We start from the raw sequence: 12,772 nt of genomic DNA, 5'->3' as shown, positions 1-12,772 counted from the left end.
GGACTCGCGGCTGCGGATCGTCAGCGGTCACGGACCGCCTCCGGCAGCGCGTCCTCGGTGATCAGCCACGTCGTCTCGCCATTCGAGCGGGCGCGGCCGGCCGGCAGATCGGCGCCGGCGAAGATGCGGCCGACGATTTCGCGTTTGGCCGCGCCGTGGACGAGGAACAGCATCTCGCTACACGACGCCAGCGCCGGAAAGGTGAGGGTGATGCGCGGCACGAACGGCGCGACATGCGCCGTGTCGACCCCAGCGGCCCAGCGATCGGTCACCTCGAGCTGCGGCCAGCCGGGAAACAGCGACGCGGTGTGGCCGTCCGGTCCGACGCCGCCGAGCACCAGATCGAACAGCGGCCGCGCCGGATCGAGCGCCGTGGCGCCGTAGAACGTCTGCAGGTCGCGCTCGCAGCGCTGCGCCGCCTCGTCCGGCGAGGCGCTGTCGCCGGCGGGAATCGCGTGGATGTTGTCCGGCGGCGCGCGGCCGTCGAGCAGCACGCGCCTGATCGTGCCCATGTTGCTCAGCGGATCGTCGAACGGCACGAAGCGCTCGTCGCTGATGAACCAGTGCACGCGCGCCCAGGGAATCCGGTCGGCGAATTCGGTGGCGAGAAGTTCGAACATCCGCTGCGGCCCGGAGCCGCCGGTCAGGCAGATGGCCGGGCGCTCGCGATGCAGCTCGATGCGAGCAATCAGGCGCTGCGCCGCGAGCCGCGCCAGCGCCTCGGCGTCGGCGGCGACAACGATCTGGCGACGGTCGCCGACCTTCATTTTGCCGGGCTCCGCCAATTGCGGCCGTCCCGGGTCAGCAACGCATCGGCGTCCTCCGGGCCCTCGCTGCCGGCCTTGTAGGTCTGCAGCCCCTCGGCGCCGGCCTTCTCCCAGGCATCGAGGAACGGCTGCACCGCGCGCCAGCCCGCCTCGACGCCGTCGGCGCGCTGGAACAGGATGTTGTCGCCGATCATGCAATCGTGCAGCAGCGTCTCGTAGCCGTTACTGGGCGCGACCTTGAAGTAGTCCTTGTAGCGGAAGGTCATCTCGACGCCGTCGATCGCGATCGCCGGGCCGGGGATCTTGGTGTTGAACTGCAGGGAGATCCCCTCGACCGGCTCGATGCCGATCACCAAATAGTTCTGCGACAATTGCTCCACCGGTGTGCAGCGGAACATCGCGAACGGCGCCTGCTTGAACTTGATTGCGACCTCGGTGCGCTTGGCGCCGAGCGCCTTGCCGGTGCGCAGATAGAACGGCACGCCGGCCCAGCGCCAGTTGTCGATCGTCAGCTTGAGCGCCGCATAGGTTTCGGTGGTGCTGCCCGGCGCGACATCCTTGACGCTGCGATAGTCGGGGATCTCGGTGTCGCCGACCTTGCCGGCGATGTATTGCGCGCGGACCGAATTGCGCAGCGCTTCCTGTTCGCTCTGGACCTGGATCGCGGTGAGCACTTCCGCCTTGGCGGAGCGCACCGAATGCGCGTTGAAATGCGCCGGCGGCTCCATCGCGACCAGCGACAGCAATTGGAACAGATGGTTCGGCACCATGTCGCGCAGCGCGCCGGTCTTGTCGTAGAAACTGCCGCGATGGCCGACGCCGAGCCTCTCGTCCACGGTGATCTGGATGTGTTCGATGTGGTCGCGATTCCAGATCGGCTCGAACATGCCATTGGAGAAGCGCAGCACCAGGATGTTCTGCACCGTCTCCTTGCCGAGATAATGATCGATCCGGTACAACTCGTGCTCGGTGACGATGCTGAGCAGATGATCGTTCAGCGCCTTGGCCGAGGCGAGATCGGTGCCGAAAGGCTTCTCGACCACCAGCCGGCGCCACGCCTTGGTGTCTTCCTCGAGCAGGCCGGCGCGGCCGAGCTCGGTCGCGATCGGCGCGAAGGCGTCGGGTGGCGTCGCCAGATAGAAAAGCCGGTTGCCGCCGGTGTTGCGGTTGGCCTCGAGCTTTTCCAGCCGCTCGCGCAGCCGGTCGAAGGATGGCGGATCGGCTGGATCGGCGCTGACCGCGGTCACGCAGTACAACAGCTTGTCGGCGATGTCCTCGTTCACCGGCCGCGTCGCGAATTTGCGCAGGCCGTGCATCAGGCTGGCGCGCAGATCCTCGCTCGACATCTCCGAGCGAGTGATGCCGACCACGCAGAATTTTTCCGGCAGCAGATTGGCTTCGGCGAGATTGTACAACGCCGGAATCACCAGGCGGTGAGTGAGGTCGCCGGTGACGCCGAAGATCACGAAGGCGCAACCTTCGGGCACCTGGGGATTGACTTGAGTGGTCACGCGCGCTCCGCTTTCGGCTTGAGGATTGCTGGCGCGGCCTGATGCTCGGCATCGGGATGTTGCTGCGGCTCCTTGTGGCCGCCGAAGCCGGCGCGCATCGCCGAGAGGATCTTCTCCGCGAAGGTGTGCTCCTTGCGCGAGCGGAAGCGCGCGAACAGCGCCGAGGTCAGCACCTCGGCGGGCACGGCTTCCTCGATCGCGGCGTTGATGGTCCAGCGGCCCTCGCCGGAATCCTCGACGAAGCCGGAGTAGGTGTCGAGCTCGCCGTTGCGCGTGAGTGCGGAGGCGGTGAGGTCGAGCAGCCAGGACGGAATCACGCTGCCGCGGCGCCACACTTCGGCGATGTCGGCGATGTCGAGATCGAACCGGTGCTCACTCGGCAGCGCGTCGATATTGGCGTTCTTGAGAATGTCGAAGCCTTCGGCATAGGCCTGCATCAGGCCGTATTCGATGCCGTTGTGCACCATCTTGACGAAGTGCCCCGAACCGACCGGGCCGGCATGGATGTAGCCCTGCTCGACGCGCGGGTCGCGGTCGTCGCGGCCGGGCGTACGCGGGATGTCGCCGATCCCCGGCGCGAGCGTGGCGAAGATCGGATCGAGCCGGTCGACGACCGGTTTGTCGCCGCCGATCATCATGCAGTAGCCGCGTTCATAGCCCCAGATGCCGCCGGAGGTGCCGACGTCGACGTAGCTGACGTTGTTCTCCCTCAGCGTCCGGGCGCGGCGGATATCGTCCTGCCAGAAGGTATTGCCGCCGTCGATGATGACGTCGCCCGGCGCCAGCAGCTCGCCGAGCGCCACGATCGTGGTTTCGGTGATCTGGCCGGCCGGCAGCATCACCCACACCGCGCGCGGCGCGTCGAGCTTTCGGACCATATCTTCCAGGCCCTGGGCGCCGGTCGCGCCTTCGGTCGTCAGGGCGTCGACCGCTTTGGGATCCCGATCATACACCACGGCGTGGTGGCCATCTTTCATCAGGCGGCGAACGATGTTGCCGCCCATTCGTCCGAGGCCGACCATGCCGAGCTGCATGAAGGATCTCCTATGTGTCCGGGCCCCGCTTGAATGCGGAGCCTCGTTGTCGTCGTTCAGTCGTCAGTTCAGCGCGTCGCGGATCGCCTGATCCAGCGACTTCAGTCCGGCGTCGAGGTCGCCCTTGAGATGGACGCGCAGCGCGCGACGGCCACGTTCCGTGAGCACGTCGAAATCGCCGCGGGCCTGCGCCGCCTTGATCACGCCGAAACTGGCGCTCTGGCCGGGGACAGGGAGGTCGTTGGCGTCGTCGGCGGTGATCTGCAGGAATACGCCGCTGTCCGGCCCGCCCTTGTAAGCCTGGCCGGTCGAATGCAGGAAGCGCGGGCCGAATTCGGCGCAGGTCGCCAGATGCCTGGCGTCGCGCACCGCCATCCGCATCGTCTGCAGCGCGTCGATATGCGCCGCATTGCGCTCGATATAGGCCAGCAGCGCCACATAGTCGCCACCCTGCGTGCGCGCGAGATGCGCCTTGATCCACGATCCGAGCGTGCCGTCGGCGCCGGCCTTGCGCAGCGCCGCGGCGTTGGACTCGTCGGTGTAGAGGTCGGCTTCCGGCGTGGTCAGCGCGGCTTTCTCGGGCGGCAATGCGCCGGAGGTCTCGAACGCCGCGGTGAGTTCGCGGGTCTTGATCTTGGCGGATTCGACGTCCGGCTGGTTGAACGGATTGATACCGAGGATGGAGCCTGCCACGGCGGTGGCGAGTTCGAAGCGGAAGAACTCCTGGCCGATAGCGTCGGGTGATTTCAGCACGATCCGCACCACCGGATGTCCGGCCTGTTCGAGCGCGGCGAGTTTTGCGTCATGCGCGGCGTCGCTCTCGCTCGCGGTGCGCAGGTCGATGAACAGCCGGTCGTTGCCGTAGATCGATGGCTCCGCCAGCGGCTCACCATCGATCGGGATCAGGCCCTTGCCGTCCTTGCCGGTCGATTCGGCGATCAGCTGCTCGGCCCAGGCACCGAAATCGGCGATCGCCTTCGACGAGGTGATCGTCACCTTGTCGCGGCCTTCGAGGCCGGCGCAGCCCATCGCGAGGCCGAGCTGAACGCCGGGATTCTCCTGCGGCGGCACGTCGGGCCCGCAGGAGCGGACCATCGCCAGCGTCAGATCGAGCAGCCTGCCGAGATCGATTCCGGCCGCGGCGGCCGGCACCATGCCGAACGGCGACAACACCGAATAGCGGCCGCCGATGGTCGGATCGCCGTGGAAGATGCGGGCGAACTTCGCTTCGGTCGCGACCTTTTCCATCGACGAGCCGGGATCGGTCACCGCGACGAAATGCTGGCCGGCCTTGTCGGCGCCGACGGTCTCGCCGACGCGCGCGAAGAAGTAGTCCTTCATCACGTTGGGCTCGGTGGTGCCGCCCGACTTCGACGACACGATGAACAGCGAGGTCCCGAGCGTGACGCTGTGCTCCAGCGTGCGCACCTGCGCCGGATCGGTGGAGTCGAGGACGTGCAGCTTCGGGAAGCCCGGCTGCTGTGCGAAGGTCTTGGCCAGCACTTCCGGGCCGAGGCTCGATCCGCCCATGCCGAGCACGACGGCGTCGGTGAAGCCGCGCGCCTTCACCCATTTGGCAAAGTCGGCGTAGTCGGCCAGCTTGGCCTTTTCGGTAGCGGCCGCATTCAGCCAGCCGAGCCACTTGTCTTCATCGGTGCCGGTCCAGACCGATTTGTCGCGATCCCACACCCGCCGGATCTTGCCGGCGTTGCGCCAGTCTTCGCCATGGTCCTTGACGGCTTTCGCGAGATCGGGAGCGAGCGCGAGCTTCTGCGTATCGATGCCTTCGGCCAGCACGGTCTGGCGCTTGTGCGCGACCGCGCCGAGCAGCTTGTCGAAGGCGTCGGCGAACAATTGCACGCCTTCGGTGACCAGTTTCTCGGTGATCGCGTCCAGCGAGATCCCGACGCTGTCGAGGTCCTTCAACACAGCGCGGGCGTCGTCGACGTTTTCCTCGAGGCTGGCGCGCGGCTTGCCGTGATCGCGGAAGGCGTCGAGCGTCGCCGGCGGCACGGTGTTGACGGTGTCGCGGCCGATCAGCTCTTCGATGTAGAGAACGTCGCTGTAGGCCTTGTTCTTGGTGCCCGTGGATGCCCACAGCAGCCGCTGCGGCTTGGCGCCGCAGATTTCCAGCTTCTTCCAGCGATCGCCGGAAAACAGCCGCTTGTAGTCCTGATAAGCGAGCTTGGCGTTGGCGATCGCGATCTTGCCCTTCAGCTTTTCCAGCCGGGCCTTCTCGGCCGGATCGTTCGCCTTGGCGATCTTGTCGTCGAGCTCCTTGTCGACCGCGCTGTCGATCCGGCTGACGAAGAAGCTGGCGACGCTGGCGACGTGCGCCGGGTCGCCGCCGTTCGCGATCAGCGCTTCGAGCCCCGACAGATAGGCTTCCGCGACCTCGACATAGACCTTCTGCGAGAACAGCAGCGTGACGTTGACGCTGATGCCCTTGGAAACGAGATGCTTGATCGCCGGCAGGCCCTGCCGCGTGGCCGGGACCTTGACCATGAGGTTTTCGCGCTTGACCGCGCCCCACAGCCGCTCGGCCTCGACGATCGTCGCCTTGGTGTCGAGCGCCAAATAGGGCGACACTTCCAGGCTGACGAAGCCGTCGCGACCTTTCAGCTTGTCGTAGGTCGGGCGCAGCACATCGGCGGCGTGCTGGATGTCCTCGACCGCGACCGACTCGTATAACTCGCCGACCGAGCGGTCGCCCTGCGCCAGGGCCGCGCCGATCGCGCCGTCATACTCGTCGGACGAGCCGATTGCCTTCTCGAAGATCGACGGATTGGATGTGACACCCTTCACGCCGTCGTCGTCGATCAGCTTTTTCAGGTCGCCTTTGGCGATAAAGCCGCGGGCCAGGAAATCCAGCCAGATTGCCTGGCCGTGTTGTTCGAGCGCTTTGACGGGGTTCATGTGCCTGGTCTGTTCAATTCGGTGCGATGAGGCCTCGCGGGCATTTCCGTCCGGGACGAGAGGCTTGTCAACTCATCCTCAGTGCCAGCTTGCTCGGTGCAAGTCTGCGTGCGCGTGCCGGGCAGCCGTGTGAGCCATCGCGCTGAGGCAAATACGCTTGAACTGCCATCCGGTTCCCGGCCGATCCCTATCCCAATCATGTGATGCTGGAATTACAGCATCGTTCGGGTCAACTGCCGAGCTCGCTTTTCGACAGGTCCCACAGCAGTTTGTAGACCCCGGCGGCGACCACGGTCGAACCGTTTTCTGCGACGCTCCGGTCGAAACGTCCGGCCGTGGTCTGCACGGCATCGACGCCGGTGCCATCGATCAGCACGAACCAGTCCGCCGCCCCGGGACTTGTGACGCCGGGCGGGTCGGTCAACGGCTTCGACAGCGTCGGGTCGTTTTCCAGAAGGTGCATCGAAATGAGGCCGTCGCACGGCAGCGGGTCGAGCTGCCCGACGATGGCCGCGCGCAACGCCGCCTCGCCGCCGGGGGCGGGGCGTATCCGGACCAGGCCGAGCACGGCGCCGCGACCCTGGCCGCGGCTCGCGGTGATCCGCGCGACGCCGCGGATCATGTTCCGGAATCTGGCGATGTTGCGGTTCGACCATTCGGTCTGATTGGCGAGCGCCGTGCGATAGGCCGGGCTGCTCAGCACCTCGAATGTTCGGGTCGAATACAGGCCGAGATATTTCGGGGAGGCGTCGTGCGCGACGTAGCGGCGCGCTTCGAGGAAACCGTCGATCGCGACCCGCTCGGCGATGTGCTCGCGGTCGTACCAGCGATTGAAGTCGGCCTCGTCCGCCGGATCGACGTCCATCGACGTCAGCAGCATTCCCTGTCCGGCGAGCGGCATCCGCCAATGTCCTTACGTTGTTATCTTGCCTGCGACGTCGTTGATCGCGGCGATCACCGCCTCGCGAATGCCCGGGTCGTACAAAAGATGCCCGGCGGCATCGACGATGCGGAGTTCGGCGTCCGGCCACACCGCGATCAGCCGGTGCGCGGTGGCGGGCGGACACAGCAGATCGTAGCGGCCCTGCACGATGATGCCGGGGATGCCGGCGAGTGCGTGCGCTCCCTGCATCAACTGATCGGGGCGCATGAAGCAGTCATGGGCGAAGTAGTGCGCTTCCATGAACGGTGTCGACGGCATCGGCCGGTCGCTGGCTTTGGCGTTGATTTCGAGCCGGTGCCGCTTCGGCCCGATCTGCGACATGATCGCCTCGGTTTCACCCCAGGCCCGCGCCGCGGGGCCATGCACCGCCGGATCGGGATCGAGGATGCGCCGCCAATAGGCGTCGAGTGGTGCTGCGCGCTCGGCTTCGGGAAGCACGCCCAGAAAATCGGCAGAAAGCTCCGGATAGAACCGCGGCAGGCTGGACAAAAATGCACCTTCGAGTTCGGCCCGCGTTCCGAGAAACGTCGCGCGCAGCACGATGCCGCTGACGCGATCCGGATGCGCCTGCGCATAGGCCAGCGCCAACGTCGCGCCCCACGAACCGCCGACCACCAGCCAGCGCTCGATGCCGAGCGTGGTTCGTACCAATTCCATGTCCGCGATCAGATGCGGCAGCGTATTCGCTTCGCGCCCGCCTTTCGGCCGGCTGCGTCCGGCACCACGCTGATCGAACAGCACCGCCTGAAATCGTTGCGGATCGAACAGCCGCCGCTGGTCGGGCTGACAACCACTTCCGGGTCCGCCATGCAGATAGACAGCGGGAAGACCGTCGGCGTTGCCGTTGGTTTCGACATAGAGCTCGTGGCCGTCGCCGACCGCGAGCATGCGAGAGCTCACCGGCGCTGCGGCCCTGGTGCTGTCGTCGGATCGGAGCTCGGATTTTGCGTCGGGTGCCATCACATTTCGTTACAGGGAAACTGCAACGCTGGCGAGCGGACGATGAGGCGTCATGCGGGAGACAGGGTTGCGCATCGCGATGCTTGCCCTCACCTTGTATGAAGACAATACGGAAGCCATCGATGCCGAGATATTTCTTCAACACACGGATCGGTGAGGAACTGATCCCCGACCCCGAAGGCGAGGATTTGCGCGATGCGGATCACGCCTGGCAAGTCGCGCGCGCGACGATCAAGGAAATCGTCAAGACCGAGGCCACGCAGGTCGATCTGATCCGCGCCAGCCTCGAGGTCACCGACGAAGGCGGCGACGTCGTGCTGGATTTTCCGTTCAGCGAAGCGCTGATCGACATGCCCCCCTTGCCGCGGAACAGGCATTGACGCTCTTCGATTCACGGTAGCGCGGTATCGGGCGTCGCGCTATCACGTGATTGTCAACCGGGGGGAACCATGCAGGAAATCTGGCGATTGTCCGCGGCCGAACTCGCCGCGTTGATCCGTACGCGCAGCGTGTCGGCGCGCGAAGCAGCTCAGGCGGCGCTCGATCGGCTGGACGCCGTCAATCCGGCGATCAATGCGGTGATCGATCATCGTCCCGACGCCGCGCTGGCCCAGGCCGATGCGGTCGATGCGGCATTGAAGCGCGGCGATGACGCAGGCCCGCTGGCCGGAGTGCCCGTCACCGTCAAGGTCAATATCGATCAGGAAGGTTTTGCGACGACCAACGGCCTGACGCAGCAGCGCGACCTGATCGCGACATCCAGCAGCCCGGTGGTCGACAACTTGCGCAAGGCCGGCGCGATCATCGTCGGCCGCACCAATACGCCGGCGTTCTCCTATCGCTGGTTCACGTCGAACAAACTTCACGGCGAAACGCTGAATCCCCGCGATCCCTCGATCACGCCGGGCGGCTCGTCGGGTGGTGCCGGAGCGGCGGTTGCGGCCGGCATCGGCCATATCGCGCACGGCACCGACATCGCGGGCTCCGTCCGTTATCCTGCCTATGCCTGCGGCGTGCATGGTCTGCGGCCGACGCTCGGGCGGATCGCCGCCTACAACGCGTCGTCGCCGGAGCGGCCGATCTGTCCGCAAATCAGCGCCGTGTCGGGTCCCTTGGCACGAACGATCGGCGATCTGCGGATCGCGCTCGCGGTGATGTCGCAGCCGGACGCGCGCGATCCCTGGTGGGTGCCGGCGCCGCTGGACGGTCCGCCGATGCCGAAGCGCGCCGCGCTGTGTATCGCGCCCGATGGACTCGAGGTTGTTCCCGAGGTCCGCGACGCGGTGGTCGACGCCGCGCGCCGGCTGGAGCAGGCCGGCTGGACCGTGGAAGAATTGACGAGCACGCCGCCGTTGCGCGAGGCTGCCGATCTGCAGGCGCGGCTGTGGCTCGGCGACGGCTATCAGGCGATGCTCGCGGCCGCCGAGCGCGAAGGTGACGAGGGGGCGCTGGCCTGCCTCAACGGCAATCGCGATCGCGAAATTCCGGACGCCGCGGCCTATTCGAAACTCCTCACCCGCCGGGCGACGCTGACCCGCGACTGGCAGCTGTTCTTCGAGCGCTACGCGGTGCTGCTGATGCCGGTGTCGGGCGAATTGCCGTTTCCGCAGCGGCTCGATCTGAAGGACGAAGCCTCGTTCAAGCGGGTGTGGGCGGCGCAGATGCCGCAGGTCGGCATTCCGTTCATGGGGCTTCCCGGGCTGACGGTCTCGACCGGGCTGGTCGGTCGTGTGCCGGTCGGCGTGCAACTGGTCGCCGGCCGCTATCGCGAGGATCTGTGCCTGCTCGCGGGCGAGGCGATCGAGGCCGGCGGCACGCCGGCGTCGCCGATCGATCCGGTGCGGTGAGCAGAGGCGAACGGCGATGACGTCGATCTATGACTTCTCGGCCAGGACGCTGGCAGGCCAGGAACTGCCGCTGAAACAGTTCGAAGGTCAGGTGCTCCTGATCGTCAACACCGCCAGCGCCTGCGGATTCACGCCGCAATACAAGGGCCTCGAAGCGCTGCAGCAGACCTATGGGCCGCGCGGATTTTCGGTGCTCGGCTTCCCCTGCAACCAGTTCGGCGCGCAGGAATCCGGCAGCGAGGCGCAGATCGCGCAATTCTGCTCGGTCAATTACGGCGTCAGTTTTCCGATGTTCGCCAAGATCGACGTCAATGGCGCGCAGGCGCATCCGCTGTACAGCTTCCTCAAGGACGAGAAGGGCGGGCTGCTCGGCGCGGCGATCAAGTGGAATTTCACCAAATTTCTGGTCGATCGATCCGGCCATGTGATATCGCGGCACGCGCCGACGACCACGCCGGAGTCGCTCGCGAAAGACATCGAGACGCTGCTATGATGACCGACAAGCCCACGACCACTGCCAACGCCGTCGAAATGCCGGACCGGCTGTCGACCGAGCCGAACAGCCCCTACTACAACGAAGCGCTGCTGGAGCTCGACGTCGGCATCCGCTTCAAGGGGCAGGAGAAGACCAATGTGATCGAATATTGCGTCAGTGAGGGCTGGATTCGCGTCGCGGCCGGCACCGCCAAGGACCGCTTCGGCAATCAGCTCGCGATCAAGGTGCACGGATTGGTCGAGCCCTATATCCGCCCGCGAAGCTGACACCTGCATCGCGCGGCGCACGCGGCGAATTTGCTACTGATTGCGTCTTGATGACGGCCTGATGTTTCTTCCGTTCTGTTTTGGCCTCAAAGTTGCGTCATTTCCGCAACTTTGAGGCGCGACATTGAAGGTTTGCGCCGACGTCCGCCGATTGCGCTTGCGGCCGCGCGGCATTACCGGCAGCATCCGACCGAATTTGTTTGTTCTCCGCCCGTCAGACTTCATGTCACGACTACGTTTGCAGGAGGATAGCTGGTGTCGATCGCCGAGAGCTGGCCGAAGCGGCGTTTTCAGCTCCTGCTGATCAAGCCCTCGCACTACGGCGACGATGGCTATGTGATCCGCTGGTGGCGCGCCACGATCCCCTCGAATTCGCTGGCCAGCGTCTATGGCATCGCGCAGGAAAGCGCCGCGCGGCAGGTGCTCGGCCCCGACGTCGAGATCGACATCGAGGCGATGGATGAGTTCAACACCAGGATCGATATTCCGAAGCTGCTGAAGCGGCTCGCCGCGCACGGCAATTTCGGCATGGTCGGCCTGATCGGCGTGCAGTCGAACCAGTACCCGCGCGCGCTCGACATTGCGCGGCCGTTCCGGGACGCCGGCATTCCCGTCGCGATCGGCGGCTTCCATGTCTCGGGCTGCCTGTCGATGCTGGACGGCAAGGCGGTCGATCTCGACGCCTGCCGCGATCTCGGCGTGTCGATCTTCGCCGGTGAGGCGGAAGGTCGGATCGATCTGCTGCTGCAGGACGCCGCGAAGGGACGATTGCAGCCGCTGTACAACTACCTCGACGATCTGCCCGGCATCGAAGGCACGCCGGTGCCGTTCCTGCCGCTCGCGAACGTCAAGCGCACGATGGGCCTGTCGACCTCGTTCGATGCCGGCCGCGGCTGCCCGTATCAATGCTCGTTCTGCACCATCATCAATGTGCAGGGCCGCAAGTCGCGCTATCGCTCGCCCGACGACGTCGAGGCGCTGGTCCGCGCCAACTGGCAGCAGGGTGTCTCGAAGTTCTTCATCACCGACGACAATTTCGCCCGCAACAAGGACTGGGAAGCGATCCTCGACCGGCTGATCTGGCTGAAGGAAGAGCAGGGCATCCCGCTCGGGCTGATGATTCAGGTCGACACGCTGTGTCACAAGATCCCGAATTTCGTCGAGAAATCCAAGCGCGCCGGCGTCACCCGCGTCTTCCTCGGGCTCGAAAGCATCAACCCGGAAAACCTGCTGCAGGCCAAGAAGCGGCAGAACAAGATCACCGAATATCGCGCGATGCTGCTGGCATGGCGGGCACAGGGGGTGATCACGCTGGCCGGCTACATCCTCGGCTTTCCCGCCGACACGCCGGAGAGCATCCTCGCCGATCTCGATATCATCAAGCGCGAACTGCCGATCGACATTCTGGAGTTCTTCTGCCTGACGCCGCTGCCGGGCTCGGAAGATCACCAGACGCTGTGGAAGGCCGGGGTCGCGATGGATGCCGACCTCAACAAATACGACATCGAGCACGTCTGCACCGCGCATCCGAAGATGTCGCGGCAGGCGTGGGAAGATGTCTATCAGCAGGCCTGGCGGGACTATTACGAGCCCGCTCATATCGAGACGCTGCTGCGCCGCGCCGCAAAGAGCGGCATCAAGCTCGGCAGCATGGTCAAGCTGCTGCTGATCTTCTCGCTGGCGGTGTCGCTGGAGAATGTTCATCCGCTGCAGAGCGGCGTCTTCCGGCTGCGGCATCCGTCGGAGCGGCGGCCCGGCCTGGCGCGCGAGAACGCGCTCGTGTTCTGGCCGCGGCTCGCGCTGGAGCTGGCGCGCAAGACCGGTGTGATTGTCTCGACCGCGTTCGGGCTGAGCAAGGTCGGCTACCGTGTGGCGCGCGATCCGATGCGCCACGGCTACATGGATGCGGCGCTGACGCCGGTGGCGGACGACGACGAGACCGAGCTCGCGATGTTCACCCAGACCGCCGCGGCAAAGCAGGCGGTGGTGCACCGGAACAAGGTGTTGAGCCTGACGCGCGGCACCGCGTAGC

At 65.8% G+C, this 12,772-nt stretch carries 11 protein-coding genes; 5 read left to right on the top strand and 6 right to left on the bottom strand.

From position 1 onward, the window contains the following. Positions 1–20: 20 nt before the first annotated feature. The 6 genes from pgl to pip form a co-directional block, all read right to left on the bottom strand. Positions 21–767 (bottom strand): 6-phosphogluconolactonase, encoded by a 747-nt coding sequence (pgl, locus tag ACTZWT_RS00635; protein WP_444767796.1) that lies wholly within the window; start codon positions 765–767, stop codon positions 21–23. Beyond that, positions 764–2,278 (bottom strand): glucose-6-phosphate dehydrogenase, encoded by a 1,515-nt coding sequence (zwf, locus tag ACTZWT_RS00630; RefSeq protein WP_444767795.1) that lies wholly within the window; start codon positions 2,276–2,278, stop codon positions 764–766. Before zwf ends, pgl begins: the two co-directional genes overlap by 4 nt. Further along, on the bottom strand, positions 2,275–3,312 hold the full coding sequence (gnd, locus tag ACTZWT_RS00625; RefSeq protein WP_444767794.1) for a phosphogluconate dehydrogenase (NAD(+)-dependent, decarboxylating): 1,038 nt from the start codon (positions 3,310–3,312) through the stop codon (positions 2,275–2,277). The genes zwf and gnd overlap by 4 nt, the downstream gene beginning before the upstream one ends. Positions 3,313–3,375: 63 nt before the next feature. Continuing rightward, positions 3,376–6,228: a bifunctional transaldolase/phosoglucose isomerase gene (locus ACTZWT_RS00620; protein ID WP_444767793.1), complete on the bottom strand. Its 2,853-nt coding sequence runs from the start codon at positions 6,226–6,228 to the stop codon at positions 3,376–3,378. A 229-nt stretch (positions 6,229–6,457) separates the two neighbouring features. Further along, entirely contained in the window at positions 6,458–7,129 is a 672-nt protein-coding gene (locus ACTZWT_RS00615; RefSeq protein WP_444767792.1) for a hypothetical protein, read from the bottom strand. A 12-nt stretch (positions 7,130–7,141) separates the two neighbouring features. Then, a complete protein-coding gene (gene pip / locus ACTZWT_RS00610) occupies positions 7,142–8,131 on the bottom strand; it encodes a prolyl aminopeptidase (RefSeq protein WP_444767791.1) in 990 nt (329 codons plus the stop codon). A 122-nt stretch (positions 8,132–8,253) separates the two neighbouring features. Here pip and ACTZWT_RS00605 point away from each other — a divergent pair, with 122 nt between their 5' ends. From ACTZWT_RS00605 to ACTZWT_RS00585, 5 genes are all read left to right on the top strand, one after another. Beyond that, positions 8,254–8,511, top strand: a complete 258-nt coding sequence (locus ACTZWT_RS00605) for a DUF6894 family protein (protein ID WP_444767790.1) — start codon at positions 8,254–8,256, stop codon at positions 8,509–8,511. A 69-nt stretch (positions 8,512–8,580) separates the two neighbouring features. Next, entirely contained in the window at positions 8,581–9,978 is a 1,398-nt protein-coding gene (locus ACTZWT_RS00600) for an amidase family protein (protein WP_444767789.1), read from the top strand. A 16-nt stretch (positions 9,979–9,994) separates the two neighbouring features. Further along, positions 9,995–10,471, top strand: coding sequence for a glutathione peroxidase (locus ACTZWT_RS00595; RefSeq protein ID WP_444767788.1), 477 nt, complete (start codon positions 9,995–9,997; stop codon positions 10,469–10,471). Further along, positions 10,471–10,740 carry a DUF3297 family protein gene (locus ACTZWT_RS00590; protein WP_444767787.1) on the top strand — a complete coding sequence of 90 codons (270 nt, stop codon included), beginning with the start codon at positions 10,471–10,473 and terminating at the stop codon, positions 10,738–10,740. Before ACTZWT_RS00595 ends, ACTZWT_RS00590 begins: the two co-directional genes overlap by 1 nt. Positions 10,741–10,995: 255 nt before the next feature. Continuing rightward, positions 10,996–12,771: a B12-binding domain-containing radical SAM protein gene (locus ACTZWT_RS00585; protein WP_444767786.1), complete on the top strand. Its 1,776-nt coding sequence runs from the start codon at positions 10,996–10,998 to the stop codon at positions 12,769–12,771. Position 12,772: the final 1 nt, after the last annotated feature.

Source organism: Rhodopseudomonas sp. NSM (assembly GCF_052445935.1).
Taxonomy (GTDB): domain Bacteria; phylum Pseudomonadota; class Alphaproteobacteria; order Rhizobiales; family Xanthobacteraceae; genus Rhodopseudomonas.
Note: the sequence above shows the minus strand (reverse complement) of the source record. Positions and strands in the feature narration are given on the sequence as shown.